The sequence below is a fragment of the Bacillus sp. FJAT-27251 genome (assembly GCF_001273925.1).
Taxonomy (GTDB): Bacteria; Bacillota; Bacilli; order Bacillales; family Cytobacillaceae; genus Mesobacillus_B.
The window spans coordinates 2,888,013-2,911,026 of the sequence record NZ_LIGG01000001.1; the positions used below are offsets into that span (position 1 = coordinate 2,888,013).

At 43.4% G+C, this 23,014-nt stretch carries 21 protein-coding genes; 14 read left to right on the plus strand and 7 right to left on the minus strand.

Annotated features, from left to right (window positions below):
• Positions 1-351 precede the first annotated feature (351 nt).
• On the plus strand, positions 352-999 hold the full coding sequence (locus ADU22_RS13495) for a DsbA family oxidoreductase (RefSeq protein WP_053362621.1): 648 nt from the start codon (positions 352-354) through the stop codon (positions 997-999).
• A 51-nt stretch (positions 1,000-1,050) separates the two neighbouring features.
• Positions 1,051-2,214 carry an ArgE/DapE family deacylase gene (locus ADU22_RS13500; protein ID WP_053362622.1) on the plus strand — a complete coding sequence of 388 codons (1,164 nt, stop codon included), beginning with the start codon at positions 1,051-1,053 and terminating at the stop codon, positions 2,212-2,214.
• A gap of 12 nt (positions 2,215-2,226) precedes the next feature.
• Here ADU22_RS13500 and ADU22_RS13505 read toward each other — a convergent pair whose 3' ends face one another.
• The gene (locus tag ADU22_RS13505; protein WP_053362623.1) at positions 2,227-3,429 is read right to left on the minus strand and encodes an ROK family transcriptional regulator; all 1,203 of its coding nucleotides are present in this window, start codon (positions 3,427-3,429) and stop codon (positions 2,227-2,229) included.
• 411 nt (positions 3,430-3,840) lie between these two features.
• On the opposite strand from ADU22_RS13505, the gene ADU22_RS13510 reads away from it, so the two are divergent.
• Positions 3,841-5,313, plus strand: coding sequence for an MFS transporter (locus ADU22_RS13510; protein WP_053362624.1), 1,473 nt, complete (start codon positions 3,841-3,843; stop codon positions 5,311-5,313).
• 155 nt (positions 5,314-5,468) lie between these two features.
• Here ADU22_RS13510 and ADU22_RS13515 read toward each other — a convergent pair whose 3' ends face one another.
• From ADU22_RS13515 to ADU22_RS13530, 5 genes are all read right to left on the minus strand, one after another.
• On the minus strand, positions 5,469-7,379 hold the full coding sequence (locus ADU22_RS13515) for a TRAP transporter large permease (protein WP_082252856.1): 1,911 nt from the start codon (positions 7,377-7,379) through the stop codon (positions 5,469-5,471).
• 53 nt (positions 7,380-7,432) lie between these two features.
• On the minus strand, positions 7,433-7,669 hold the full coding sequence (locus ADU22_RS25220) for a hypothetical protein (RefSeq protein WP_231687885.1): 237 nt from the start codon (positions 7,667-7,669) through the stop codon (positions 7,433-7,435).
• Complete coding sequence (locus ADU22_RS13520) at positions 7,558-8,493, minus strand: TRAP transporter substrate-binding protein (protein ID WP_231687886.1); 936 nt, start codon at positions 8,491-8,493, stop codon at positions 7,558-7,560. Before ADU22_RS13520 ends, ADU22_RS25220 begins: the two co-directional genes overlap by 112 nt.
• Positions 8,494-8,587: 94 nt before the next feature.
• On the minus strand, positions 8,588-10,351 hold the full coding sequence (gene xsc / locus ADU22_RS13525; protein WP_053362625.1) for a sulfoacetaldehyde acetyltransferase: 1,764 nt from the start codon (positions 10,349-10,351) through the stop codon (positions 8,588-8,590).
• 46 nt (positions 10,352-10,397) lie between these two features.
• Positions 10,398-11,588 (minus strand): iron-containing alcohol dehydrogenase family protein, encoded by a 1,191-nt coding sequence (locus ADU22_RS13530; RefSeq protein ID WP_231687887.1) that lies wholly within the window; start codon positions 11,586-11,588, stop codon positions 10,398-10,400.
• A gap of 175 nt (positions 11,589-11,763) precedes the next feature.
• On the opposite strand from ADU22_RS13530, the gene ADU22_RS13535 reads away from it, so the two are divergent.
• Positions 11,764-13,233, plus strand: coding sequence for a sigma-54 interaction domain-containing protein (locus ADU22_RS13535; protein ID WP_053362626.1), 1,470 nt, complete (start codon positions 11,764-11,766; stop codon positions 13,231-13,233).
• 174 nt (positions 13,234-13,407) lie between these two features.
• On the plus strand, positions 13,408-14,799 hold the full coding sequence (locus ADU22_RS13540) for an MFS transporter (RefSeq protein ID WP_053362627.1): 1,392 nt from the start codon (positions 13,408-13,410) through the stop codon (positions 14,797-14,799).
• A 177-nt stretch (positions 14,800-14,976) separates the two neighbouring features.
• On the opposite strand, the gene ADU22_RS13545 is transcribed toward ADU22_RS13540, so the two are convergent.
• Positions 14,977-15,921 carry an urea transporter gene (locus ADU22_RS13545; RefSeq protein WP_231687888.1) on the minus strand — a complete coding sequence of 315 codons (945 nt, stop codon included), beginning with the start codon at positions 15,919-15,921 and terminating at the stop codon, positions 14,977-14,979.
• 556 nt (positions 15,922-16,477) lie between these two features.
• Between ADU22_RS13545 and ADU22_RS13555 the strand changes: the two genes are divergently transcribed.
• From ADU22_RS13555 to ADU22_RS13595, 9 genes are all read left to right on the plus strand, one after another.
• Entirely contained in the window at positions 16,478-16,780 is a 303-nt protein-coding gene (locus ADU22_RS13555; protein ID WP_053362630.1) for an urease subunit gamma, read from the plus strand.
• A 22-nt stretch (positions 16,781-16,802) separates the two neighbouring features.
• Positions 16,803-17,126, plus strand: coding sequence for an urease subunit beta (locus tag ADU22_RS13560; protein WP_053362631.1), 324 nt, complete (start codon positions 16,803-16,805; stop codon positions 17,124-17,126).
• On the plus strand, positions 17,123-18,835 hold the full coding sequence (gene ureC / locus ADU22_RS13565; RefSeq protein WP_053362632.1) for an urease subunit alpha: 1,713 nt from the start codon (positions 17,123-17,125) through the stop codon (positions 18,833-18,835). Before ADU22_RS13560 ends, ureC begins: the two co-directional genes overlap by 4 nt.
• 11 nt (positions 18,836-18,846) lie before the next feature.
• Positions 18,847-19,302, plus strand: coding sequence for an urease accessory protein UreE (gene ureE, locus ADU22_RS13570; RefSeq protein WP_053362633.1), 456 nt, complete (start codon positions 18,847-18,849; stop codon positions 19,300-19,302).
• Positions 19,295-19,981, plus strand: coding sequence for an urease accessory protein UreF (locus ADU22_RS13575; protein ID WP_053362634.1), 687 nt, complete (start codon positions 19,295-19,297; stop codon positions 19,979-19,981). Before ureE ends, ADU22_RS13575 begins: the two co-directional genes overlap by 8 nt.
• 32 nt (positions 19,982-20,013) lie before the next feature.
• Positions 20,014-20,625 (plus strand): urease accessory protein UreG, encoded by a 612-nt coding sequence (gene ureG / locus ADU22_RS13580; RefSeq protein ID WP_053362635.1) that lies wholly within the window; start codon positions 20,014-20,016, stop codon positions 20,623-20,625.
• Between the two features lie 3 nt (positions 20,626-20,628).
• The gene (locus ADU22_RS13585; RefSeq protein WP_053362636.1) at positions 20,629-21,453 is read left to right on the plus strand and encodes an urease accessory protein UreD; all 825 of its coding nucleotides are present in this window, start codon (positions 20,629-20,631) and stop codon (positions 21,451-21,453) included.
• Positions 21,454-21,527: 74 nt separating this feature from the next.
• A complete protein-coding gene (locus tag ADU22_RS13590) occupies positions 21,528-22,241 on the plus strand; it encodes a HoxN/HupN/NixA family nickel/cobalt transporter (RefSeq protein WP_053362637.1) in 714 nt (237 codons plus the stop codon).
• Positions 22,242-22,310: 69 nt separating this feature from the next.
• Positions 22,311-22,895, plus strand: a complete 585-nt coding sequence (locus tag ADU22_RS13595) for a PadR family transcriptional regulator (RefSeq protein ID WP_197280057.1) — start codon at positions 22,311-22,313, stop codon at positions 22,893-22,895.
• Positions 22,896-23,014: the final 119 nt, after the last annotated feature.

Below are 23,014 nucleotides of genomic sequence, written 5' to 3' on the forward strand. Positions count from 1 at the left end.
GACTCTTAAACGGAGAATTTCCGGCTATTCTATAAAAAAGCAGTTTAGAAGCTGATATAAGCGGAGATAATCCGGTTAACTGCTCCAAATAAGACAAAATTTTAAAATTTGAATCATATAAACGGAAAACCTTCCCTTATTTTAAAGGAAATATCGGTATTTCCCAATTTAAACGGAATGTTTCCGCTTATTTCTTCAAAGTCAAAAACACTATAAAACCTAATCTGCCAGGAAGAGCGCCATAGTCCTTCAAAATCAATTTATTTTACTGATACCCAATATTCAAATAGAATAGGTAAAATAACAAAGCCTAAGGTCCGTAAATATGCCTAATGCGAGGAGGATAAAGCCATGACCGTAAAGATAAAAGTCTATTCAGATTATGTGTGCCCATTTTGTTTTCTGGCAGAAAAACCACTTGAAGAAGCAGTTAAAGGAAAAGATGTCGAAATTGAATGGATGCCTTATGAGCTCCGCCCTTATCCGAATGAGACATTGAAGCCGGGAGGGGATTACCTGCAAAATACCTGGAGGCAATCCGTTTATCCAATGGCTGAGAACATGGGAATTAAAATTGTCCTTCCGAAAGTTTCTCCCCAGCCCCATACCCATCTGGCTTTCGAGGGGTTTCAATATGCCAAGGAAAAGGGGAAAGGCAATGAGTATAATGACCGCATGCTGCGTGCGTTTTTCCAGGAAGAACAGGATATCGGCAGCATCGATGTACTGACAAAATTAGCTGGTGAAATAGGGTTGGATGAAAAAGAGTATAAGGAAGCCTTGACTGCCAGGAGATACAAAGAGGCCCATCAACAAGCATTGAAACATGCATATGAAGAAGCGAACATTACAGCCGTCCCAACATTCATCATTGGCGATACGAAACTTGCCGGGATGCGGTCCAAGGAAACTCTCGAACAAATCATCGAGGATGAATTAAAGAAACAAAAGCCGCAAATATTAATGGAAGGTATGAGCTGCGGAATTGACGGATGTTAAATGAGTCAAAAATGGATTAAGGATGGCCAGAAGATTCTGGAGGGATATAGCATGAAATATTTTACAGAAGAAGAAAAGATAAAGATTTTATCTGACATAATCGCCATGAAATCGGTTAATGAAAACGAAATCGAAGTAGCCAATTACTTGAAGAATTTATTTGCTGTATACGGCATCGAGTCTAAAATTGTTCCGGTTACAAATACTCGTGTAAACTTGGTGGCGGAAATTGGCAGCGGGAGTCCCGTCATTGGCGTTTCAGGCCATATGGATGTCGTTTCTCCTGGCGATGAAAGCGAGTGGACTTCCGATCCGTTCACATTGACAGAAAGAGACGGGAAATTATACGGTCGGGGAACCAACGACATGAAGGCAGGTTTAATCAACCTTGCTTTAGTGATGATTGAACTCAAGGAAAATAATGAACTAAAAAAGGGTACCGTCCGTTTTATGGCAACGACTGGCGAAGAAGTCGGCGGCGCAGGTTCGAAAAAGTTATACGAAGAAGGCTATATGGATGATGTCGACTATCTATGGGTAGCTGAACCTTCCCATGACACGATTATTTACTCTCATAAAGGATCCCTGAACTTGCGGGTAAGTTCCATTGGTGAAGCCGCACACAGTTCCATGCCTGATCAGGGGTACAACGCGATCAATCCATTGATGAAATATCTTTTGGAAATGGACGGAAAATTGAATGGCGATGATCGTAAAAATGAAGTTTTGGACAAATTGGTGATGAGTACCACGATTTTTAATGCAGGGAACCAAGTAAACTCAGTCCCGGAAAAAGCAGTAGCTGAAATCAACGTGCGGACGATTCCGGAATTTGATAACGATGAAGTGATTAGCCTATTCAAGACAACTGCTGATAAATACAATAAAGAAGGGGCTAAAATTAATGCTGAAGTGACGATGTCATTACCAAGTGTGTTCACTTCAGGACAATCTGAAATGGTGGACCTTGCTAAAAAACTCGGTAAAGAACATTTAGGATTGGACATTTCGGTAAAAGGTTCGCCAGGTGTGACGGATGCATCAAACTTATTGCGAGGGAAAGATGAAAACTTCCCATTCATGATGTTTGGTCCAGGCGAAACAAAAATAACGCACAAAACAGATGAATATGTCTACAAAGAGTACTACTTTGCCTTTTTCGATATCTATAAAGAGTTAATAACAGGATTATCGGAATCAAAAGAGACTCTATAAAAAAAAGCCCTGTCAGAAACAGACAGGGCTTTCGGCTATATCAAGTTGTTTTTCATGAATGGATAATTGGATTTCCTCAACGTCCAGGAAATGCTGGATTCCCATGGCGCAGGCACCTAGCACGCAGGAGCGGTTTCCAAGGTCAGAGAGGACAAGTTCTCCGTATTCACTGACGGAAGAGATTAAATGTCCCTTCAGTTTCTCGACTGACCCGGGATAAATCTTTAATAGCCGGCTATTGATTACGATGGTTTCGGGATTGTATAAGTTGATGATATTGTTGAGGCCGATTGCGATATATTGCAGATAGCGGTCCAGATAACTTTTCACAATGATGTGATCCTTTTCCAGGTATTCCTTGATGGTTGGGATCCTCAAGTCCGTTTCCTGAAGTTCAGCCTCTAATTTCCTTATTAATCTTGGTTCTGAAGCATAAAGCTCCCAGCAGCCATGGTTTCCGCAGCGGCATGGTTCGCCATTTGGATAGATGATCATATGCCCCATTTCTCCTGCGTACCCGTGAAAACCTCTTTGCAAGTCCCCATCAATTATATTCCCCGATCCGATTCCGGAAGTTAAAATAAGGGTAAGCAGGTTACTGCTGTGATGGTGTTTATACACCCTTTCAGCATAGGCAGATAGGTTCGCATTGTTTTCTATAAATAAAGGAATGGTTAATTCCTTTTGCAAATCTTCCTTGATATTTTTTTGGAGCCACCTGTATCTGGGGTTGAAGCGGATGCTTCCGTCCCGTTTTTTTACCGTTCCATGAATCCCGATTACGGCATTCACGATACCGTAGGGAAGATGTGAATATTGCAGTTGAAATTCTTTAATCGTGGAAATAATCGTTTTAATGATAAAATCATAATCTTCACTATCCAATTTTTCTTCCTTTTCATAAACTGGTTTTCCTTTTAGATTTAAAATAGTGTAAATAATCGTTTTATAATCCAGATCTATTCCCAAGACATAACCTGCTTCCTCATTGATGGAGAGGGCGATCGGCCTTCTGCCGACTGAATGATGCTCCAATTGGGTTTCACAGATTAACTCTTCATTCAGCAAATCAGCGACCTGGACGGATACGGTTGCTTTGTTCAGTCCTGTGATCTTTGATAAATCAGCTCTTGATATGAAACCATGTTCAATGATTTTTTGTAATAGCAGACCTCTGTTTATTTTTTTAATATATGCACTGTCCCCTGTGACCATTTTGCTTGCTCCTTTATATCAATCAATTTGTCTTAAAAAACACAAATGAAAAGGCTTTCAATAAATTAGTTGGTTAGATAAGCCATTTAATTATAACAGATAAAAGCCAAGACCGCCCTATGGAAACGCATCTTTCCGAATGAATTTTTTTATGAGACCATTATGGGCAAATTGCCTGAGGGTGCTTTAAGGAATTAGGGGAGAAAAAAAGTTTTAAATTTCAAATAAAAAAAAGCTTGTATAAAAAAGCGTTTACATATATTATAAAGCTAACAAATTAATTTGTTGGCCAAACAAATTATAAACCATCCAATGAGATGGTTTGAAAGCCTCTTAATCGTTTGTTAAGAAGTAAAAGCAATTATCATTTATCATTTTGAAAGCGGTTTATCACTGAGGGGGTAAGATGATATGTCAACAAATGTTATCGATAGCCAGCAATACAACAAGGCTAAGTTATGGGAAATTGGTTTCTTTGCACTCAATAATACGGCAACAAATCTGTATATGTTCATTCTGGCGTTCGTATCGTATTATGCAGCCGGAATTGCAGGAATTGCCGTAGTCGTCGTTAGTACAATCTTGATGAGCATGAGGATTTTTGATGGGATTACAGATCCAATTGTAGGATTTTTGGTGGACAAGACAGAAGGGAAGTTCGGGAAATTCCGCCCATTCATGGTTATCGGAAATATTATCCTGGCATCTACCATCATTGTTTTATACAATGTGACACACTTAATACCTGAATCTTTTAGATTACTGTTCTTTATCTTAATTTACGCCATTCATATTATCGGTTATACATGCCAAACTTCTGTAACAAAAGCAGCGCAAACCGTTTTGACAAATGACCCGAAACAGCGTCCTTTGTTCGCCGTGTTTGATGGAATCTACAACACCTTGCTTTTCACAGGTGGACAAGTTTACGTCGCATCTTACTTAATTAAGAAACATGGCGACTTTAATATGGGTCTTTTTACAGAATTGAACACTCTTGCGATCATTCTCTCGGCCGTATTCACTGTATTGGCAGTAATTGGACTATCAAGCAAGGATAAGAAGGAATATTTCGGCCTGGCCGAGGAAACAGTTGAAACGAAATTCCGTGATTTCTGGCCTATTTTGAAAAAGAATAAACCATTATTGAAGCTGATCACGGCTGTAACCGTTGACAAATTGGCATTCTCGCTTCTGCGTCACGCAGTAGTAGTAGTTATGATATTTGGTATTTTAATCGGAGACTATGGCTTAAGTGGTACAATTTCCATGATTACCATCGTTCCAACCCTATTGATCACATTCTGGGCAGTGGCAAAGGCTAGAAAAACAGGCATGAAGAAAGCCTTCCTATTCTCAACCTGGATTGCGCTAGGTGCTTTCGCCTCATTGATTGCAATGTTCTTAGTGATTGATGGTTCAGCCATCTCCATGAGCAACATCGGTGTCGCAACAATCCTTTTCATTACTCTATACACATTAGCAATGGGCTTTGGACAGGTACCGACAACTCTGGTAAACCCAATGATTGCCGATGTATCGGATTATGAAACATCCACTTCAGGAAGATATGTACCAGGGATGATTGGAACATTGTTCTCTTTCATTGACAAACTCATCACGTCTTTAGCACCAGCTATCGTTGGTTTCGCAGTAGCCCTGATTGGATTTAAAGATGCATTCCCAACCGTTACGGATGTGTTAACACCGGAACTTAAAGCAGTTACCATTATCCTGGCATTTGGTATACCAGCTCTGGCATTAACAATCTCAGCATTAATTATGAGCCGCTATGAACTGGACGCTGCGAAAATGGAAGAAATCCAGGCAACTATTGCTGAAAAGAAAGCAAAGTCTGGTAAGGTTGAACAAAAAGTTGGTTAACCAAACAAATTAATTCAAGTATATTTGTAAGCGGTGTCTGTCACCACCCAGATTTTGTCCTCGACAAATTATGGGTGGTGGCAGGCATTTTTATGTTAGTGGACTCATACCCGAGGATTTCCCATAATGAACACTTCCTTCAATTGCTTAAAATATCACTTCATAAACCCTGTAAGCCATAAGCTTATCTCTGGTACGTAGGTGACAAGAAGCAGAACGACGATCATGGTGACCAGCAAAACTCGGACTCCTTTAATGACTTCCTCGATCTTTAGTTTGGCGACTCCTGAAGCGACAAAGAGATTCACCCCAACAGGCGGCGTGATAAATCCGATTGCCAGATTAAAGACCATGATCAAACCAAAATGAACGGGATCTACGCCAACCGCTGTTGCCATCGGCAATAAGATGGGTGTTAAGATCACGATGGCTGCCAATGCTTCCATGATCAATCCGACTAGCAATAATAAGGCATTGAGGAGCAGGAGAATAACCCATTTATTATCACTGATCGCCAGGACAAAATTGGCTACTGTTTCGGCGACTCTTTCAAGGGTGATTAATCGCCCAAATATGCTGGCCATTACGATGAGCAAAATGATGACGGCTGAGGTGGTTCCAGCCTTGGCAAGGTTTTGATAGAGACCTTTTAAGTCCATATCTCTGTAAACGAACATTCCAATCAGGATCCCGTATGCAGCAGCCACTGCTGCTGCTTCTGTTGGAGTCATGATCCCCCCGTAAATTCCGCCTAAGATGAAAATGGGGACCAATAGGGCAAGCTTCGCATCCCAAGCTGCAGAGAGGGTATTTTTCAGGCTGAACCTGGTCTTATCACCTTGCCAGCCATTTTTCTTTGAAATGAAGTAGGTCACAATGATTAGCATAGCCCCGGTTAGCACTCCTGGGAGAATGCCGGCGATGAACAATTTGGAGATTGATTCCTGGGAAACGACGCCGTAAATCACAAGTGGATTACTAGGGGGGATGATGACCCCGATCGTTCCGGCTGCAGCGACAACTGCGGTTGCGAATCCGGGGGAATAGCCCTGTTTGATCATCGCCGGGATTAATAAGGTTCCAATCGCCGCGACGGTTGCGGGACCAGATCCGCTGATGGCTGAAAAGAACATGCTTGTAACAATGGCAACCAGGGCTAAGCCGCCTGGCAGGAATCCTAATAATTCATCGGAAAGCTTTAGCAGTTTCTTGATAATATTGCCGCCGCCCATGATGATTCCGGCTGCGATGAAAAAGGGAACCGCCATGATTGGGAAATTATCAATGCTGGTAAAGGCAGTCTGCGGGAAAAAATCAATGGGAATCGCGTTTGTAGCAAGGACGGTTGTCAAAGTACTGACCCCAATTGCAAAGGCGATCGGCATCCCAAGCACAATAAATAAAATAAAGTAGCCAAACAGCAGGAGGGTAATATCTGTTCCGGGCATAAGGACAACAGGGAGGATCAGGACCAAGGAAAGGACTGCACTGATGATTCCGTCCTTAAGCTCCATATCTTTTGTATCCTTCAGTAAATTTTGGATCAAACGGACTGCCATGAACAAAAAGCCGATGGGAACCGCACTATACGGGATGGCCATTGGAATCGACAAGGCAGGAGTGGTTTGCGCGGTTTCAAGTTGAAAGGAATTAAGGCTAAAGCCATAAGTGACCATAATGTAGCTGAAATACAGCATAAATATGCTATTCGCAACCCCGATGGATTTTTGGATTCTGGCTGGAAATTTATCAAGCGCCGCTGTTACTTGAATCGAATCTCTGTTCTTAATGGCGAGACTGGCTCCCAGGAACGAAACAAAAATGAAAATATACCGGGATGTCTCCTCTGTCCAAGTTGTCAGATTGGCAATCTCAATGAAAGGGAGGATATAACGGTTGATGACCTGGAGGTTAATTAAAAGGATGAAAAGCAAAAAACCAGCGACAATCAGAACCTCTTCAAATCGGTTATCGATCACCTTCAAAGCTCTGGCCAAGCCATGATCCTTGTTTATCAAAGAATGCTGACTTTCGGCATTTTCAATGGTCTGGATTCTTTCACTCATTTTTTCAACTCCTAAACCCAACCAATTGGGAGATTTTTTCAGAATTACATGTGTTATTGAAAGATCTCTTCCTTGGTTTTCCCAAGGGTTTCAAGAATGATTTGCACATACTCCGGATCCGCAGCACCTTCGATGACAAATTCATCCCAAACCTTCTCAACGGATTGCTTCCAAATCTTCATTTCATCGGGTGTTGGTTCGTAGATTTCAATTCCATAATCAATGAATTGCTGCTTCGCTTCCGCCTCTCTGCTATTGGCCAACTCACGCTGCCATTGGGTAGCTTCCACTCCGGCCTCCATAATGATGTTCTGATATATTCTTCCGGAAGGTTATCAAACTTCTTCTTATTCATTACAACAATGTCGGAACTATAGTTATAGTTCACTTCTGTTGCGTATTTCAGGACTTCCTGATGCTTCGAATCCCACAATAACGAATAGCTGTTGCCTTCCCCCTCAACCGTTCCTTGCTGGAGTGCCGTAAAAACTTCCGACCAGGCAACCGGTGTAGGACTAGCCCCGAATTGTTTGAAATCCGCCTGCTCGATTTTGGAGTTCGTTGTCCTGATCTTTAAACCTGCTAAATCCTTTGGAAGCTGGATTGGCCGGACATTATTCACCACTTGGCGGAATCCATAGTCGGGAAAGAAAATGACCTTGAAACCTGAATGCTCCATTTCGTCACGGATAATCTCTCCTGGTTTTCCATCCACAGCTTTATAGACCTCGTCTTTATTTTCAAAAATATAGGGAAGGTCCCATGCGGTAAAGTAATTTGTGAAACTCGTCATATTTGGCGTGGATGAACTAGCCATTTCAAGGCTTCCCCTCTGTGCGCTTTCAATGACTTCCCGGTCACTGCCGAGCAGCGAGTCATGGAACGTTTCAATAACCACCTTTCCATCAGATTTAGCTTCGACCAGTTTGGCGAACTTATCGATTCCTTTGGAAACAGGGTGGTTGGCTGCTTTTGACTGTGCGAGCCTTAAGGTTATGATCCCTTCCTCCTCGGCTCTCGCTTCAGGATTCAAGGCATTTTTTCCGATAAAAACAAATCCGAAAAAGACGAAAAGGGCCAGGATAATGAGAATAGAAGGTTTTCCCGAGTTCATGAAATCACTCCTTCTTTGATAACGCTTTCAAAATAATGGGGGGAAGGAACAGTTAGCAAAAACTGTTCCTTCCTTGGTGGCAAAGTTTTGTTTCTTACCAATTCCGATGATCCAGATGGGCATATTTCGGAAGCAGACGGGTTGGCATTTTTAAAGCATCCTTCCTAAATGGAGGTGCGAGCTGAGTACCGTCGACCTGAATATCAAGTACAGTCGGTTTATTCGATTTGATGGCTTCAAGGATTGCCGGACCAACGTCTTCCGGACGTTCCACTTTGACTCCGACAGCTCCCATCGACCGGGCTACTTCGGCAAAGTCCGGGTTCTGGATATCCGCACCGACGAAACGATTGTTATAGAAGTCCACTTGGTTTTTCTTTTCCGCACACCATGCTCCATTGTTAAAGACACAGGCAACGACCGGAATATTTTCTTCAACGGCTGTGCTTACCTCATGTAAACTCATTCCCCATGCTCCGTCTCCAACAATTGCGACAACAGGGCAATCCGGATTGGCCAACTTTGCACCTAAAGCCGTTGGATAAGCAAAACCTGTATTTCCGAAAGTGAGGGCTGCAACATGCTTTCTCGGTTGATTAAACTTCAGGTACGCATTGGCGGTTGAGGAAACATTCCCGATATCCGTTGTCACAATGGCATCTTCGGGAAGCACCTTCGTTAATTCCAGCAATGCTCTCCGTGGATTGATAGGTGAACCCTCTACCATGGCCAGGTCAACGAGTTCCTTTTCCCACTGCTKGTTCAAATCGGCCGCTTCTGAAAGTCTTTGCTTATTTTCCCTGGAAATTGGGACAAGGCTTTTAATCCGTTTTAACAGTTCGATGCTTGCCTGGCGGGCATCGCCGATGATTCCCACTTCAATTGGGTGTGTCCGCGCAATATTCCTTGGGTTGATATCGATTTGAATAATTTTGGCATCCTTCGGGAAGTAATCAATATCGTAGCATGGGAGCGTCCCAAACACGGACAGTCTGGTTCCGATTGCCAGGACAACATCCGCCTTCTTCAATGTGTGCATCGCTGCCTTGGACCCCATGTAGCCAATCGGACCGACAGCGAGAGGATGGTTGGCAGGGAAGGCATCATTGTGCATATAGGAAACGGAGGCAGGAATGGTTAAGTGTTCCGCAATCGCTATAACCTCTTCGATTCCGTCCGAATCCACGGTGCCGCGTCCTGAAATAATAACCGGATATTTCGCAGCTGCCAGCAGCTCGGCAGCTTTATCCAAAGATTCACTTGAGCCGCAGCCCCGCTCATCTACGCGGTATTGATGCGGTTCCAAAATATAATCTTCAATTTCGCCATAAAAGTAGTCGCGAGGGATGTCAAATAAAACTGGCCCACGTTCGGCATAGGCAATTCGGAAGGCTGTCCTTAAGCAATCGGCGACACGGCTAKGGTGTGTGACTCTCACTGTTTCTTTCGTTACCGCTTTAAATACGGAAACCTGGTCGCATTCCTGGAAGCCATCCCAGCCTACTGTTGGTGTTCCTGCAGAAGGGGAAATGACCACCATTGGTGTGTGTGCCTGGTTTGCAGCGGCAACGGACGTCACCATATTGGTGATTCCCGGCCCATTTTGGCCGATGACAACGCCCGCCTTGCCAGATACACGGCAAAAGCCATCTTCCATATGTGCCGCACTTTGTTCGTGGCGGACTCCGATAAAGCGAATGCCCGCTGCTGGCAAGAGGTCCAGCATATCCATGAAAGCAGAACCGAGAATACCGGAAATATGCGTAATGCCTTCTTTCACCAGCGTCTCAACAATGGCCTCACTCGGGGTCATTTTTAGTTTTGTCTTGATTACTTCTCTAGTTTCCACTTTACTCATATTGATTCCTCCTAATTTTTAAAATAGTAGTGTGCGAATTAAGTATTTAGCTGTATACATAGGATAGTTTCTTGCCAAGGAGCTCGAAAATATGGGCGACGTCATCCTGGCTGGGGACCCTTCGGTTGGTGGCAATCCCATTCCCAGACATCGCATCCTTTGCCAGGATGTGAATATCCTTGCCAAAATCTTGAGGATTCACATACTTTTGGCCATCACTCCAAATGTGGAATTGGTCATTGTAGCCCTCGATGATCTGTACCGCTGTTTGTGCTAATTCTTTTACGCCCAGTGACGGGGGAGCTCCAAGCGCGATAGCGACATCCGCATACCGTTTTTCCGCTGCTTCCAGGCCGAATGTCATCACAAATGGCAGCAAAAGGGCGACACTTAGACCGTGGGGGATGTGAAACCTGGCTCCTAAAGAACGCCCGGCTGCATGAGCCAAGTTGGTGGAAGCGTTCGAAAAGGCAATTCCGGCATAACAGCTGGCTATACTCATCTGTTCTCTTGCATCTGCATCCTGCCCATTCTCGTAAATAACCGGCAGGGACTTCCCAATCATCCGGATGGCTTCTAATGCAAAAAAATCTGTCATCCTTGTGGCGCGGGTTGAGACATACGCTTCAATGGCATGTGTCAAGGCATCGAGTCCTGTGTAGGCCGTAAATGTCCGAGGCAGGCTCAGTGTCAGCTGGGCATCAAGAATCGCTGCATCAGGAATTAAATCAGGGTGCCCTGGATTCATCTTCAAATTTGTATCCGTATTGGTGATGACCATCACCTTTGTTGCTTCCGATCCGGTGCCAGCCGTCGTTGGGATGGCAAGCAGAGGAAGACGGTTTAGAAAAGGCTGATTGGGAATTTCCGCCCACTTGCTATCCGGACTTTTCCCAAACAGCGAAACCGCTTTTGATAAATCCAGCGCACTGCCGCCGCCGATTCCTACGACACAATCTGCTCTAAAATCCCTCATGATTTCTAGCGCGGCATTTACATGTTCTGTTGTGGGTTCTCCCGAGTAGGAACTAAAGACTGTGCTCTCAATCTTGGCCTTTCTTAAAATATCTGTGACTTTTTCATCAAGGTTGACGGGAGAGCTTGCCAGGAAAGAATCCATCAATACGAATACCCGGCTTCCGCCCCGTTCGAGAACAAATTCATGGAGGCGGTTGATGCTGCCTTTGCCTACTTGAATTTGTGCGGGAAGATCCAGCCTTGCCATATGCAGGTCCAAAAACATCACTCCTTCTTCTAATTCAATTAATCTTCACTTATCCTATTTGCAATATTCGTGCCAAACTGAATATTCGTACAAATAGCGGATCTTTTGTTGTATACTAGATGCTGTGGTGTTGTTTTGTCACCAAAAGTGGTGTTGAAGGAACAACTACTGGTGAGGGGGGATTGGTTTGGAAACAGCCAATATTCAGAACGAAAGCAGCCAATTGCTTCATGAACTTGCACAATTGCGTTCCATCAATGAGGATCTTCACGCTATCATCCGTTTTTCTTCAGATGGATTATTTGTTGTCGACCGCCACGGGTTTGTACTGGAAGTCAATAGAGCTTATGAGGAAATGACAGGAATTTTGGCAAAAGAAGTTGTCGGAAAAAACATCAAGGATTTGGTGTTAAATGAATACTTTGATCGCTCAGCAGCCTCAATGGCCCTCGAATCAAAAAGCAAAACCACGATCATCCAGCTCATAAAAAAGCAGAAGTACTTCGTGGTTACAGCTAACCCGATCCTGGACGAGCAGCAAGAAGTGAAAATGGTCGTCACCAGTGTAAGGGATGTCACGTATTTACACCATTTGGAAAAGCAATTAAGACAAGCTCAACAGATGAATGAAAGCCTTTCGAATACTCTTCCATTGAAAAGGAATGAACATCCTTACTCCTTTGTTTATGCAAGCCCGCCTATGCAAAAGCTTTATGAAAAGATTAAGCAAGTTGCTCCATTTCCCACGAATGTTTTAATAACCGGGCATTCCGGGACGGGGAAGGAGGTACTTGCAAGCATGCTCCATCAATTGAGTACGTCCGATAGAAAAACGTTTGTAAAAGTAAATTGTGCAGCCATCCCGCCTGAGCTGTTTGAATCCGAAATGTTTGGTTATGCAAGTGGTTCTTTCACGGGGGCCCGAAAAGAAGGAAAGCCGGGGTTCTTTGAGCAAGCGAATCATGGAACGATCCTTTTGGATGAAATCGGCGAGATTCCTTTGCCTTTACAGGTGAAGCTATTGCGTGTTTTACAAGAAAAAGCCGTCACCCGGATAGGGGACACCAAACAACGAGAACTATCCTTCCGGTTAATCTGTTCAACCAACCAGGACTTAAGACAACTTGTATTGGAAAAGAAATTCCGCCAGGATTTATGGTACCGGATCAACGTGATCCATTTGGAGATTCCGCCTTTAAGTGAGCGGAAAGCAGACATCCCGCCGCTGATTGAACACTTTCTAAATGAATTTTGCCAACAATATAAAATAGAAAAACAAATAGAGCCAGAAGTTGTCCAAACCTTAACGAATTATGCCTGGCCCGGAAATGTACGGGAACTTCGTAATGTTATGGAATTTTTAATCGTTTCCACAACCTCCTCGTTTATTACATCCAACGATCTGCCGGAAAACATTAAAAATAACTGGGATTTCGAACATCCTTCCAGCAATGACGAATTGGATTTCCATATGAGCCATTCACCCATAATTTCAACAAACAACAAAAGTTTAAAAGAATCTTTAGAGGAATTCGAAAGAGAGCAAATTTTAATCGCGGTAGAAAGCTCAAAAAGCATCCGGTCTGCCGCTTCGCTCCTGGGTCTCGATCATGCAAGCTTAATCCGGAAAATGAAACGTCTTGGAATCAAAAGTTAGGCCCCTCAAATGGTTGGCGGAATAAAAAACAGGCATGGGCCAATACATGCCTGTTTTTCTTCGTGTTTGTATTTTTCTTCAACAATTATGGTGCAAAATTAAAACATCATCTTAAAGTCTGATATAATTATCAACTATTAGTGCCATTTGTATAATTAGAAAGAAGGAAATGCAATGTCAGTAACAAATGCAAATAACGGGAGTTTGGTTAAAAAGCCGGGATTGTTGATTGCGGCTATTGTGCTTGGGGTCATTTTAAATCCATTGAACACAACTATGATTACCGTCGCTTTGCCAGCGATACAAAATGATTTTCAGCTTACATCGAAGGATATTTCCTGGCTGATTTCTTCCTATTTTATTGTAAGTGCCATTTTTATGCCGTTGGCCGGCAAATTAAGCGATCATTATGGCCGCAAGAAAATCTATCTATTAGGCCTGCTGCTTGTCTCCATTTCTTCCTTATTAGCGCCGCTTTCCTCCAGCATGATGTTTTTACTGGGGATGAGGACGATACAAGCCATTGGGACTTCCGCTCTTTTTCCGGCTGGAATAGGAATTGTCCGAACATTTATTGATAAAAACCAAAACAGGGTCATTGCCACATTGGCCGTTTTTGCCACTACCTCGGCAGCATTCGGGCCAACCATCAGCGGGTTATTAATCGAATATGCCGGGTGGCCGGTTATTTTTTATGTAAATCTTCCTATTATCATAGCTTCTGGCCTATTAACTTTGGTATTTATCCCGAATGATTCAAGAATTGCCGGCACACCGTATGTATGGGATTTKATTGGGATTGTTTTATTCGGCACGCTTATGTCTTGCTGGATGGTCTTTTTACAGTCACTGGAAAGCGGTTTTAATATATGGACATTCATTTTGTCGATTTTAACGTCACTTTTATTTTATTTCTATGAAAAGAAGAAAAAAGAACCATTTATCAATGTCGTTTTTTTAACGAAAAATCCTAAAATCTCATTAGTCTATCTTCAATACATCCTGATTACACTGGTGTTTTTCGCTATGATTCTCGCCATGCCAACTTATTTACAAAAGGTCATCATGCTTGACTCTAAAAGCGCCGGGATGATGATGCTTTCCATTTCATTGTTTGCCATGATGATGACACCTATCGCGACACGCTGGATAGAAAAAGCCGGATTTAGAATTCCGTTATTATTTGGAGCTGGGATAGGGATTCTCGGGGTCGGACTGCTATTTGCGTTCAATGAAGCTTCCAATCTAATATGGATCTTTATCATTTTGGCCATTATTGGTATTAGCAATGGCGCATTGACTATTGGCACCCAGAATTCGCTCTATGCAATGGTATCAAAAGAACAAAGCGGGATAGCCTCAGGGTTGCTGCAGACATCGAGATTTATCGGGAACATCCTTGCTTCAAGCGTATATGGCCTCATGTTTGCCTCCGGGGTGAATGATGAAAATAAAAATTCGATTGCCATTGTTTTATTAATTGTCTCTGTGCTGATCATACCTGGACTGCTTTATATTACAAAGAAAGACAAGGCTGGTCAGGGAGAAAGTGAGGGTAATGAGTAAGAGGACATTAGATATCATTCGGCAGGTGTATTTTATCTGGGGTATATATTGTTTAACTTGTGAACCGTACAGCACGAGGCTGTACGGTTCTTGTCATTGTCAGTTGTTTCCTAAATGGGCGGGCATCGTAGAGCGGGGTCGATGTCCCTGAATCCGGAGAGTGGAAGGATATTGGAATTATAGGTTCGGCAGGATTTTCCTCGCCCCCAGAAAAAGCCATGTGCTAAGAACGAAAGGCATGGTCAAAGTCGGAAGTCCGAATGGCTGAAGCAAAGTAGTGATACTGGCTGCCAGCGGAACGGTTAAACAAGCAGCGATGATTCCCGAGAAGAGCGAAAAGCGGTTTGAAATATCCTTAAATACGAAAGCCACGGCTATAACGGCTAATATAGCGTTGTAGCCATACAGTCCCATATAAATCGGATTATGTTCCCCTCCCAGAAAATAAGCAGTCAAAAGCGCCAGTGCGTTTCCTAAAACCGCATAAAGACCGAGTTTCCATCCCGCCACAAAAATCGCAGCAAAAAGGAGAAACCCTGATAGAGGGCTATGAATGAAGAAAATCTGTCCAATTCCGTTAAATGCCGCTTCTGCCCAATCTATTCTTCCTGAAGTATCCAGCCCCCAATACGCAATATTTTCAGGGACCAGCTTTGAAGTTAAGTGAAAAACCTTTAATCGGTAGGCCGCCATGATCGTGAACCAGGTCAAAATGATAAAAGGAAGAGTAAGCACAGGGATTCCCGTGCCCTTCATTACATGCATCAAGCTGGCAGTTAAAACTCCAGCAACCGCCGCGCCAGCGAGGGCAATGATCCAGTCATTGGGCCCTGTAAGGAATAAGGCCAGCGCCATTCCCGTCAACACCGAATTGTATCCTAACAATCCCTGATTGATGGTTTCTCTCTCCATGCCTCCTATCTTCCCGATGAGAGTCCCAATCAAGGCTGACAATAAAGCGATGATTCCTAAAGTATAGGAAAAGGTGGTGATTGCAAGAAGAATGATAAGCCCGGAAAGAGCGTTTTCAATAAGCATTACTTGTGAAATGCCTTTTAGAGCCGCTGACAAAAAGGAATAGAGTTTACCTTCTGTCCAAGGTTTGTCATTGGTTTTCTGCACGATAATCCTTCCTTCCCAAAAATAAATGGATTCGTTCGTTCCTCATAACAAAAGCTGCTGCTTCAGAAAGGAGAAAATGTACCAATGTTATTCTTTCTTTTTTACCTCCTTGTTAGTATCCCTTATGAAAAAGGTTTAAACAAAAAGAAAATTGGCAGGTTTCTTTTTTTGAACATTTGCCTTTTGTTGTGTAAGAAAAAGTTTATTGGCATAAAAAAAGGGGTAATTTGCCAACAGAAAATATATATAAATTTTTATATATAACTTGATGAATATATAAATTATGATATATTATGATTTAGAAGTAATCAACCTTTTAATGTATGTCTTTTGTGTAAACAAAAAGGAAATATGACAAAATTAGACAGAATTGGAAGTTTAAATACGAACTATTAACTTTATTTTAAGTAAATAGTTCGTATTTTTCGAGTGTGGTTGATCTTTGTAAATTCAGCCTTAAATAAACAGGAACTAGTTTAAATTTCGGGGATAAAGGAGACCATACATAAGGGTTTGATTTCTTTATAACTAAAATTTTGAAAGAGGAGAGTTTACTATGCAATTATCGCCGCGTGAGATAGACAAGCTTATGATTGTTGTTGCCGCAGACCTGGCCAGGCGACGCAGGGGAAGAGGTTTGAAATTGAATTATCCAGAAGCCGTTGCGCTTATCACCCATGAAGTATTGGAAGGTGCACGGGATGGAAAAACAGTTGCAGAATTGATGGAGTATGGAACCACAATTTTGACAAGCGATGATGTAATGGAAGGAATCCCGGAAATGCTTGATGATATCCAGGTAGAAGCTACCTTCCCTGATGGAACCAAGCTCGTGACCGTTCATAGTCCTATTAAATAAAACGTGACAGGAGGCTATTTATATGCAGCCAGGACAATTATTTTTAAAGGAAGAAGAGATTATTTGCAATGCCGGAAGGACGGCATCCAAATTGACGGTGATCAATACTGGGGACCGCCCTGTCCAGATAGGGTCGCATTTTCACTTTTATGAAGTCAATGAAGCCCTCCAATTTGAACGGGAGCAAGCCTACGGAAAGCGCCTGAACATCCCGGCAGGGGCAGCAGTCCGGTTTGAACCAGGCGATGAAAAAGAAATTGAATTGGTTGATTATGCCGGAGAACGCCGTGTCTACGGATTCAACAATAAAGTGGACGGCTCATTGGATAAGGGGGATAACAAATGAGTTTCAAGATGCCTAGAAAGCAATATGCACAGATGTATGGACCAACTACAGGTGACTCTATTCGTTTGGCTGATACAGATATCCTCATTCAAATCGAGAAAGACCATACTACATATGGGGATGAAGTGGTGTTCGGCGGGGGGAAGGTAATCCGTGACGGAATGGGTCAGCATCCTCTCGCAACTCGGGGCGATGGGATTGCAGATTTGGTCATTACCAACGCTGTCATTTTAGACTATACCGGCATTTATAAAGCGGACATCGGAATCCGTGATGGAAAAATTGCCGGCATTGGGAAAGCTGGCAACCCGTTAATCATGGACAAGGTTGATATCGTGATCGGTGCTGGTACAGAGATTATTGCCGGGGAAGGAATGATTGTCACAGCTGGCGGGATCGATACCCACGTTCATTTTATCAATCCAACACAAATTCGGACAGCCTTAACAGCGGGACTTACCACGTTGATTGGGGGCGGAACCGGCCCTGCTGCAGGATCAAAGGCGACAACGGTCACACCTGGTCCTTGGCATATGCACAAAATGCTCCAGGCAGCAGAAGGACTGCCTATTAACGTTGGATTCACTTCAAAAGGACAAGCGACTACCGAGGAGCCGCTAGCTGAACAGGTTCGTGCCGGTGCCATCGGTCTCAAAGTCCATGAAGACTGGGGAGCAACCGCTTCTGCCCTTGACTATGCCCTAAGGGTGGCAGACAAGTATGATGTCCAGGTCGCTCTTCATGCAGATACATTAAATGAAGGCGGGTTTATGGAAAATACCATGGCCGCGATTAAAGACCGGGTGCTGCATATGTACCATACAGAAGGAGCGGGGGGCGGACATGCACCGGATTTGATTAAATCAGCCAGCTATATGAACATTCTTCCTTCCTCAACCAATCCGACCTTGCCTTATACAATCAACACGGTAGATGAGCATTTGGATATGCTGATGGTCTGCCACCATTTAAATCCATCCATTCCTGAGGATCTTGCCTTTGCCGATTCACGTATCAGACGTGAAACGATTGCTGCCGAGGATATCCTCCAGGATATGGGCGTATTCAGCATGACCAGCTCTGACGCCCAGGCAATGGGACGGATCGGCGAAGTAATTTTGCGCACATGGCAAGTGGCCGACAAAATGAAAAAGCAAAGAGGAAGCTTGGAGGGAGACACCGAGTATTCTGATAATAACCGTGCAAAGCGTTATGTAGCTAAATACACCATCAACCCTGCTATCACTCATGGTATTTCCGAATATGTCGGATCCGTCGAGGTCGGAAAAATTGCCGACCTTGTCATTTGGAACCCTGCTTTCTTTGGGGTAAAGCCAGAAATGACCCTGAAAAATGGATTTGTTGTCGAAGGCTTGATGGGCGACGCGAACGCATCCATCCCGACACCGCAGCCTGTCATTTATCGTCCAATGTACGCCCAATATGGAAAAGCGTTATCCAGCTCATCGATTACGTTCATTTCCCAGGCGGCCTTCGATGACAAGGTGCATGAGAAGCTTGGACTGCAAAAGATGATCCTGCCGGTCCGCGGCATCCGAAACCTGACGAAGAAAGATATGAAGCTGAATTCGGAAACTCCTGACATAACCGTTGATCCGCAAACCTATGAAGTAAGAGTAAACGGCGAATTAATTACATGTGAGCCGGTTGATACTGTACCAATGGGTCAGCGATATTTCCTATTCTGAGGTGATGGATATTGATAGTCGAAAAAATCGTAACGAATATTGAAAACATGGAAAAAGAAGAAATCGAAAAACACCATATAGAAAAAGTTTACCTCGAAAGCGCCGATTTGGTGAAACGGATCCAGAGGGTGACAACCGACCATGGCAAGGAAATCGGAATCCGCTTAAAAGAGCATCGTGACCTTGTCGCTGGTGACGTCCTCTATATGGATGACAAAAATTTAATTGTGATCGATGTACAATCCGATGATTTACTTGTGATTAAACCACGCAGCATAAAGGAGATGGGGACGATTGCCCACCAGTTGGGGAATCGCCATCTCCCCGCCCAATTTGAAGGTGACGAGATGCTTGTCCAGTATGATTATCTGGTAGAGGAATTACTCCAGGACCTTCAAATTCCTTTTGAACGTGAAGAGCGGAAAGTAAAAAAGGCCTTTCGCCATATCGGACACAGTCATGGATAAAAATATCCTCTCTTTATTCCAGCTCTGTGATTCCAACTTTCCGACAGGGGCGTTCAGCCATTCTTATGGGCTCGAGACTTATATTCAAGCAGACAAAGTGCATGATAAGGATTCCTTCCAGCAATGGCTGCGTGCATATGTAAATGAGCAGCTAGTGTATTCCGACGGGCTTGCCTGCCGTCTTGTCCATGAAGCACTGGACAAGGGAGACTTCCGGAAAATCTGGAAGCTGGACCGGATGCTGACCGTGCAGAACTTGCCGCGGGAAACAAGGGAAGGAACCAAAAGGGTGGGCGACCGGATGTTAATACTAATTAAATCACTATACGACATTCCGATTCTGTCTGAGTATGGCGAGCGGATTAAGCAAAACAAATCTTTTGGTCATCCATCGATTGTATTTACGATTGTGGGCCACCATCTCGGTGTCCCCGCACCCACTACTATTCTGTATTATTTATACTCGGCTGTTTCTGGCCTTGTGCAAAATGCGGTCCGCGCCATCCCTTTAGGCCAGACAGCAGGACAGAGAACGATTCTGGAGTTTCAGGAGGTTTTAGCGGAGGCCACTGCCAAAGTGCAGGAATTGGAAGAAGACGACTTTGGCATTGTCTCTCCCGGCCTGGAACTGTCACAAATGCAGCATGAACGAGTAAATGTCCGCATTTTCATGTCTTAATGTTGATTAATAGATTAAAGGAAGTGTTTTTTATGGAACCTATTAAAATTGGTGTTGGGGGACCTGTAGGAGCAGGAAAAACCGCGTTGGTTGAAAAGTTGACACGACATATGGCAGATGAAATAAGCATGGCAGCGATTACCAATGATATCTATACAAAAGAAGATGCCAAATTCCTGATGAAAAACGGTGTGCTTCCGGAGGATCGCATCATTGGTGTCGAGACAGGCGGATGTCCGCATACAGCTATACGGGAGGATACTTCCATGAACTCCGCGGCGATTGAAGAATTGATTAAAAGACATCCTGATGTCGAGCTTATTTTTGTGGAAAGCGGCGGGGACAACCTGGCTGCGACATTCAGCCCTGAACTTGTCGATTTTTCCATTTATATCATCGATGTGGCCCAGGGGGAAAAGATTCCGCGCAAGGGCGGACAAGGGATGATCAAGTCTGACCTGTTCATCATCAATAAAACGGATCTGGCACCATTGGTCGGAGCCAATCTGGATGTGATGGCATCCGACACAAAAGTATTCCGTGGGGATAAACCTTTTATTTTCACCAATTTAAAAACCAATGAAGGCCTTGACCAGGTGATTGATTGGATCAAGAAGAATGCTCTCCTAAAAGGGCTGGAATAAAACATGCAGGACTGGACAGGAGTTTTGCATTTAGGTGCCGAAGCAAGGAATGGAAAGACCGTCGCAAATAAGGTCTATTTCCAGGGGGCGTTTAAAGTGATGCGCCCCATCTATCATGATGATTCCGGGCAAGTCTGTTATTATATTTTGAATCCAGGCGGCGGCTATCTGGATGGCGACCGTTATCAAATGAAGATTTCGCTTGAAAAACAGGCGAGGCTGACTTTAACCACACAGGGAGCCACAAAAATATACAAGACGCCGAACAAACATGCCTATCAGGAAACCGAAATCACTCTTAAGGAAGGCAGCTTCCTTGAGTATCTCCCTGATCCGCTGATCGGTTATCGGGATGCACGATATAAACAAAAGAATGTCATCCATATGGAGAAAGGGTCCACTCTCGTTTACTCCGATATTATTACTCCGGGATGGTCTCCCGAAGGGKAACCGTTCAGCTATGATATGCTCCAGTTAATCAGTGAAATTTACATGGAAAATGAATTGGTCGTATATGACCATATTAAGCTGAATCCATCCATTCGCAATATGGAAGAGCTGGGCCTCATGGAAGGCTATTCCCATTTGGGATCGATGATCGTGATTGACGAAAAATCAAATCAGGATCTTCTTGATCGTTTATATCAGGCAATCGACCCCAATGCAAAGGAATATAAAGTGGGATTGTCAGCTTTGCCCATTCCGGGATTCACCATACGGATATTAGCCAAAAATACACAAACGATTGAAAGTATGTTTTTTGATTTTCACCATATAATTAGCCAAGAGTGGTTTAACAAATCACCAAGCTTTTTGAGGAAGTATTAAAGTTAAAACCCAGCAATCCATACGGTTGCTGGGTTTTAATAAGTAAATAAAAAGATAAATGGAGGAGAAATCGATTGGAAGTGACATTTTTCTCGGTGTTGGCTCTGGGTTTCCTTTTAGGAATCCGGCATGCCCTGGAACCCGACCACGTTATTGCCGTATCCACCATTGCGAGCCAAAGCAAAAAGCTGTGGCACGCTTCTTTGGCTGGAGTATTTTGGGGGATTGGACATACTGTCACGCTGTTTGTCGTCGGTCTTGTCGTCATTCTTATGAAGAACGAAATATCACAACAGTGGGCAATGTCCCTGGAATTTTTGGTAGGAATCATGCTGGTGTACCTTGGAGTGAAAACCATTCTCTCGTTTAATACCATCCATTTCCATAAACATGAGCATGACGGGGAAAATCATGCTCATCTCCATTCCCGCCAAAAAAGCGGGGCACATGGCCATAACCACAGGCATACATACACTTCGCATTTGGGATCTATGTTTGTCGGTTTGGTACACGGACTGGCCGGAAGCGGCGCCATGGTCCTCCTGACGATGGGTACAGTAAACAGTGTCGTGGAAGCGGCCATCTACATCCTCATATTTGGTGCAGGGACCGTCATTGGCATGCTTTTCTTCACGACAATCATTGGCATTCCATTCGTGTTAAGCAAGAAACGCAGGTCCGTAAGCAGGACTTTTGGTTTAATTACGGGTGCAATTAGTACAGTTTTTGGGTTATACTACATGTATAATTTAGGGGTGAATGAAGGATTATTTACCCTATGGATTTAATGTTGAATGCATGTCTGCACTCAACCTGTCCGCGGCGGGAGGGGKGCACATCATGAATTTATGAGAGGGGTGAAAACGATCAATACACTTTCATATGCGATTCTGAGTGCCCTCAGCCGAAAACCATGTTCAGGATACGATTTAGCGGAGTATCTGGAGGCATTATGGCCTGCGCAACTGAGTCAGATTTATCCTCTATTAACCAAATTGGAACAGAAGGAACTATTGGAGCACGAATATGTCGTACAAACAGGCAAGCCCAATAAGAAAATATTTTCGATTACAGAAAAAGGAGAGGATGCCTTAAAGAATTGGGTAGCCACTCTCCCTTCAGACTCCATTCTTCGGGATGAATTTCTCATTAAAATTTATTCCATCTGGTTATTGGATGAGGAACATTCAGTGAAATTGGTTCAGGACCGAATGGCAAAATTAGAAGATAAATACAATTCCTTATTAAAAAAGATAGAAGAAATTGAGAAGAATAAAGAAATGGATACGAAGTCGAGAAACTTCGGGCGATACCTCTTGTACAGCCGAAAACAAAGTCTGGTGAAAGAGGAAAAAATTTGGTGTCAATGGGTTCTGGATTTAATTAACAAAAAGAATTTTAAAATCCCTTGTTATCTTCCTTTGTTAGGGATCATTTTATAAAAAACAGGCTGGTTTTGCGTCTGTCTTTTTAAAATAAAAAATTATGCGTACCGATATTTTATCGGTACGCTTTTTGTGTGCCAGGCATGTTCATTAACTTGGCGGTGAGAGTCCGCTAT